The sequence below is a fragment of the Corticibacter populi genome (assembly GCF_004217315.1).
Taxonomy (GTDB): domain Bacteria; phylum Pseudomonadota; class Gammaproteobacteria; order Burkholderiales; family Burkholderiaceae_C; genus Lampropedia; species Lampropedia populi.
Genome location: NZ_SGWR01000008.1, coordinates 1 through 5,717 on the forward strand (window position 1 = coordinate 1; position 5,717 = coordinate 5,717).

The following is a 5,717-nucleotide window of genomic DNA, read 5'->3' on the forward strand; positions in this document are numbered from 1 at the left end:
AAAACCTGTGTTATAGTGGAGGGCTTCGCTGATCGGACGATGTGTTTGGTTAGTGGGGTGATGCAAGGGGTTGATGGGGAGAGGTTAAAAAATTTCTTCCCGCTGATCGAAAACTTGTGTTATAGTAGAAGGCTTCGCTGATCGCGGCGAGCTTGACGAAGTGGTGATAAGCTGCTTTGTGTGGTCATTAAAAACATACAGCCGATAAGCGTGGGCGTTTGGTGGTGTTAGCTGCAAAGACCTTCGGGTCAAGGCAGAGATGCCGAAACGCTCATGCAACAGAATAGAAGTGTGTAGGCCTTGGAGATGGAAGTCTCTGGAGCTTACAGGTTTACTTCAATTCCGCTAAGTGAGTGAGTTTTTAAGAGATCGAACTAAAGAGTTTGATCCTGGCTCAGATTGAACGCTGGCGGCATGCTTTACACATGCAAGTCGAACGGCAGCACGGGCTTCGGCCTGGTGGCGAGTGGCGAACGGGTGAGTAATACATCGGAACATACCTGGTAGTGGGGGATAGCTCGGCGAAAGCCGGATTAATACCGCATAAGATCTGAGGATGAAAGCAGGGGACCTTCGGGCCTTGCGCTACTGGAGTGGCCGATGGCAGATTAGGTAGTTGGTGGGGTAAAGGCCCACCAAGCCTGCGATCTGTAGCTGGTCTGAGAGGACGACCAGCCACACTGGGACTGAGACACGGCCCAGACTCCTACGGGAGGCAGCAGTGGGGAATTTTGGACAATGGGCGCAAGCCTGATCCAGCAATGCCGCGTGCAGGATGAAGGCCTTCGGGTTGTAAACTGCTTTTGTACGGGACGAAAAGTCTCTGGTTAATACCCGGGGATGATGACGGTACCGTAAGAATAAGCACCGGCTAACTACGTGCCAGCAGCCGCGGTAATACGTAGGGTGCGAGCGTTAATCGGAATTACTGGGCGTAAAGCGTGCGCAGGCGGCGATGCAAGACCGATGTGAAATCCCCGGGCTCAACCTGGGAACTGCATTAGTGACTGCATTGCTGGAGTGCGGCAGAGGGGGATGGAATTCCGCGTGTAGCAGTGAAATGCGTAGATATGCGGAGGAACACCGATGGCGAAGGCAATCCCCTGGGCCTGCACTGACGCTCATGCACGAAAGCGTGGGGAGCAAACAGGATTAGATACCCTGGTAGTCCACGCCCTAAACGATGTCAACTGGTTGTTGGGGATTAATTTCTTCAGTAACGAAGCTAACGCGTGAAGTTGACCGCCTGGGGAGTACGGCCGCAAGGCTAAAACTCAAAGGAATTGACGGGGACCCGCACAAGCGGTGGATGATGTGGTTTAATTCGATGCAACGCGAAAAACCTTACCCACCTTTGACATGTACGGAATCCTTTAGAGATAGAGGAGTGCTCGAAAGAGAGCCGTAACACAGGTGCTGCATGGCTGTCGTCAGCTCGTGTCGTGAGATGTTGGGTTAAGTCCCGCAACGAGCGCAACCCTTGTCATTAGTTGCCATCATTTAGTTGGGCACTCTAATGAGACTGCCGGTGATAAACCGGAGGAAGGTGGGGATGACGTCAAGTCCTCATGGCCCTTATAGGTGGGGCTACACACGTCATACAATGGCCGGTACAAAGGGCAGCCAACCCGCGAGGGGGAGCTAATCCCATAAAGCCGGTCGTAGTCCGGATCGCAGTCTGCAACTCGACTGCGTGAAGTCGGAATCGCTAGTAATCGTGGATCAGCATGTCACGGTGAATACGTTCCCGGGTCTTGTACACACCGCCCGTCACACCATGGGAGCGGGTTCTGCCAGAAGTAGGTAGCTTAACCGTAAGGAGGGCGCTTACCACGGCAGGGCTCGTGACTGGGGTGAAGTCGTAACAAGGTAGCCGTATCGGAAGGTGCGGCTGGATCACCTCCTTTCTGGAAAAAGCAGCGAGAACTGCTGAACGTCCACACTTATCGGTTGTTGGAACAAGCTGCCTGTGTCCTTTTGGGGTGTGGGTGGTGAATGGGTCTGTAGCTCAGCTGGTTAGAGCACCGTCTTGATAAGGCGGGGGTCGTTGGTTCGAGCCCAACTAGACCCACCAAACAAAGCGTCCAATGGTCAGGGGATAGTTGGGGGATTAGCTCAGCTGGGAGAGCACCTGCTTTGCAAGCAGGGGGTCGTCGGTTCGATCCCGTCATCCTCCACCAAGGGTTGGGCAAGAAAAGGTGTTGAACACCAAAGAGGCTTTGGCAAGCGCTGAGGCTTTTTTGTTGTTCATCGACATAGAGCGATGGATCGGCTGTTCTTTAAAAATTCATAGAGTCGAATCAGCGTTGCTGATGGAAAGGAGAGAGATCTCCACCGTGCCATCAGCAATGATTTTGATTGCGTCAAAGACAAACATTCAATGCGAAAGCAAAGAATGATTATGTAATTGACGATTGTTCTCAACGATCATCGGGAAACTGATGATCAACAAGACAAGCGTGGATTACGGCAATAACGCATAGGTAGTTTGCTTGGACTGTGACGGAGCTTTGTTGAAAGACAGAGGTCAAAGTTATAGGGTCAAGTGACTAAGAGCATGTGGTGGATGCCTTGGCGATTACAGGCGATGAAAGACGTGATAGCCTGCGAAAAGCTTCGGGGAGCTGGCAAATGAGCATTGATCCGAAGATATCTGAATGGGGAAACCCACCCGCAAGGGTATCTTTAACTGAATACATAGGTTAAAGAGGCGAACCTGGAGAACTGAAACATCTAAGTACCCAGAGGAAAAGACATCAACCGAGATTCCGAAAGTAGTGGCGAGCGAAATCGGAGAAGCCTTCTAGTGATAGCACAGAAGATAACAGAACGCCTTGGAAAGGGCGGCCACAGTGGGTGATAGCCCCGTACGTGAAAATTCTGTGTGGTACTAGGCTAGAGACAAGTAGGGCGGGACACGTGAAATCCTGTCTGAATATGGGGGGACCATCCTCCAAGGCTAAATACTCGTAATCGACCGATAGTGAACCAGTACCGTGAGGGAAAGGCGAAAAGAACCCCGGGAGGGGAGTGAAATAGATCCTGAAACCGCATGCTTACAAAAAGTCGGAGCCCTTCGGGGTGACGGCGTACCTTTTGTATAATGGGTCAGCGACTTACATTCAGTGGCGAGGTTAACCGAATAGGGGAGCCGAAGAGAAATCGAGTCCGAATAGGGCGTCTAGTCGCTGGGTGTAGACCCGAAACCAAGTGATCTATCCATGGCCAGGTTGAAGGTGCCGTAACAGGTACTGGAGGACCGAACCGACTAATGTTGCAAAATTAGCGGATGAGCTGTGGATAGGGGTGAAAGGCTAAACAAACTTGGAAATAGCTGGTTCTCTCCGAAAACTATTTAGGTAGTGCCTCAAGTATTACCTGCGGGGGTAGAGCACTGTTTTGGCTAGGGGGTCATGGCGACTTACCAAACCAAGGCAAACTCCGAATACTGCAGAGTACAGCTTGGGAGACAGTGCACCGGGTGCTAACGTCCGGACACAAGAGGGAAACAACCCAGACCGCCAGCTAAGGTCCCTAAAATTGGCTAAGTGGGAAACGAGGTGGGAAGGCACAGACAGTCAGGATGTTGGCTTAGAAGCAGCCATCATTTAAAGAAAGCGTAATAGCTCACTGATCGAGTCGTCCTGCGCGGAAGATGTAACGGGGCTCAAGCCAGTTACCGAAGCTGCGGATGCACACTATGTGTGCGTGGTAGGAGAGCGTTCTGTAGGCCTGTGAAGGTGGCTTGTAAAGGCTGCTGGAGGTATCAGAAGTGCGAATGCTGACATGAGTAGCGTTAAAGGGGGTGAAAAGCCCCCTCGCCGTAAGCGCAAGGTTTCCTACGCAACGTTCATCGGCGTAGGGTGAGTCGGCCCCTAAGGCGAGGCAGAGATGCGTAGCTGATGGGAAACAGGTCAATATTCCTGTACCGATTGCAAGTGCGATGTGGGGACGGATCCTAATAGGTCATCCAACTGTTGGAATAGTTGGTTTAGGCAGAAGTAGGCGAGGTGTAGGCAAATCCGCATCTCATATACCGAGGCTGCCGACCGAGTGAGCTTGCTCACGAAGTGACTGAACGGGGTTCCAGGAAAAGCCACTAAGCTTCAGCTTGCAACGACCGTACCGCAAACCGACACTGGTGCGCGAGATGAGTATTCTAAGGCGCTTGAGAGAACTCTGGAGAAGGAACTCGGCAAATTGACACCGTAACTTCGGGAGAAGGTGTGCCCCGGTAGCGTGTAGTGAACAACGAAGCGTGAAAGGGTTGCAAAAAATAGGTGGCTGCGACTGTTTATTAAAAACACAGCACTCTGCAAACACGAAAGTGGACGTATAGGGTGTGACGCCTGCCCGGTGCTGGAAGATTAAATGATGGGGTGCAAGCTCTTGATTGAAGTCCCAGTAAACGGCGGCCGTAACTATAACGGTCCTAAGGTAGCGAAATTCCTTGTCGGGTAAGTTCCGACCTGCACGAATGGCGTAACGATGGCCACACTGTCTCCTCCAGAGACTCAGCGAAGTTGAAATGTTTGTGATGATGCAATCTCCCCGCGGAAAGACGGAAAGACCCCATGAACCTTTACTGTAGCTTTGTATGGGACTTTGAACAGATCTGTGTAGGATAGGTGGGAGGCTTTGAAGTGAGGATGCTAGTTCTCATGGAGCCGTCCTTGAAATACCACCCTGGTGTGTTTGAGGTTCTAACCTGCGCCCTTGAATCAGGGCGGGGGACAGTGCATGGTAGGCAGTTTGACTGGGGCGGTCTCCTCCCAAAGTGTAACGGAGGAGCTCGAAGGTACGCTAGGTACGGTCGGACATCGTGCTAATAGTGCATAGGCATAAGCGTGCTTGACTGTGAGACTGACAAGTCGAACAGGTAGGAAACTAGGACTAAGTGATCCGGTGGTTCTGTATGGAAGGGCCATCGCTCAACGGATAAAAGGTACTCTGGGGATAACAGGCTGATACCGCCCAAGAGTTCATATCGACGGCGGTGTTTGGCACCTCGATGTCGGCTCATCTCATCCTGGGGCTGAAGTCGGTCCCAAGGGTATGGCTGTTCGCCATTTAAAGAGGTACGTGAGCTGGGTTTAAAACGTCGTGAGACAGTTTGGTCCCTATCTTCCGTGGGCGCTGCAGATTTGAGAGAGCCTGCTCCTAGTACGAGAGGACCGGAGTGGACGCACCTCTGGTGTACCGGTTGTGACGCCAGTCGCATCGCCGGGTAGCTATGTGCGGAAGAGATAACCGCTGAAAGCATCTAAGCGGGAAACTCGTCTCAAGATGAGATCTGCCGGGGCCCCGAGCCCCCTGAAGGGTCGTTGAAGACCACGACGTTGATAGGCTGGGTGTGCAAGTGCAGCAATGCATTGAGCTAACCAGTACTAATTGCCCGTGAGGCTTGACCCTATAACTTTGACAGCATAAGCTTTGCAAGCCACAAATGCAGACGTTGCCAGTCATTGACGCAATCAATACACGATTCGACTCTGTGAATTCCGTTTGCCAGTACACGCACTGGTAAACACAACGGTTATGCCTGATGACAATAGCAGTCTGGAACCACTCCTTCCCATCCCGAACAGGACAGTGAAACGGACTCGCGCCAATGATAGTGCGGATTCCCGTGTGAAAGTAGGTCATCGTCAGGCTCCTATTGAAAACCCCCCTCAGGTCGTCCCTGTGGGGGGTTTCGCTTTGCTGATATGCCGGAT

General features: G+C 52.0%; 1 protein-coding gene, 2 tRNA genes and 3 rRNA genes. All 6 read left to right on the forward strand.

What is annotated here, in order from left to right; genetic code table 11:
* Positions 1-371: 371 nt before the first annotated feature.
* Positions 372-1,907: ribosomal RNA gene (locus EV687_RS18800) — 16S ribosomal RNA — on the forward strand.
* Positions 1,908-1,997: 90 nt separating this feature from the next.
* Positions 1,998-2,074, forward strand: a tRNA-Ile gene (locus tag EV687_RS18805).
* A 30-nt stretch (positions 2,075-2,104) separates the two neighbouring features.
* Positions 2,105-2,180 (forward strand) — tRNA-Ala (locus EV687_RS18810).
* 21 nt (positions 2,181-2,201) lie between these two features.
* Positions 2,202-2,399, forward strand: coding sequence for a hypothetical protein (locus tag EV687_RS18815; protein ID WP_130466557.1), 198 nt, complete (start codon positions 2,202-2,204; stop codon positions 2,397-2,399).
* Positions 2,400-2,539: 140 nt separating this feature from the next.
* A 23S ribosomal RNA gene (locus EV687_RS18820) occupies positions 2,540-5,412 on the forward strand.
* Between the two features lie 129 nt (positions 5,413-5,541).
* Positions 5,542-5,654 (forward strand): 5S ribosomal RNA (gene rrf, locus EV687_RS18825).
* The 16S, 23S and 5S rRNA genes sit together here with 2 tRNA genes alongside, the layout of an rRNA operon.
* Positions 5,655-5,717: the final 63 nt, after the last annotated feature.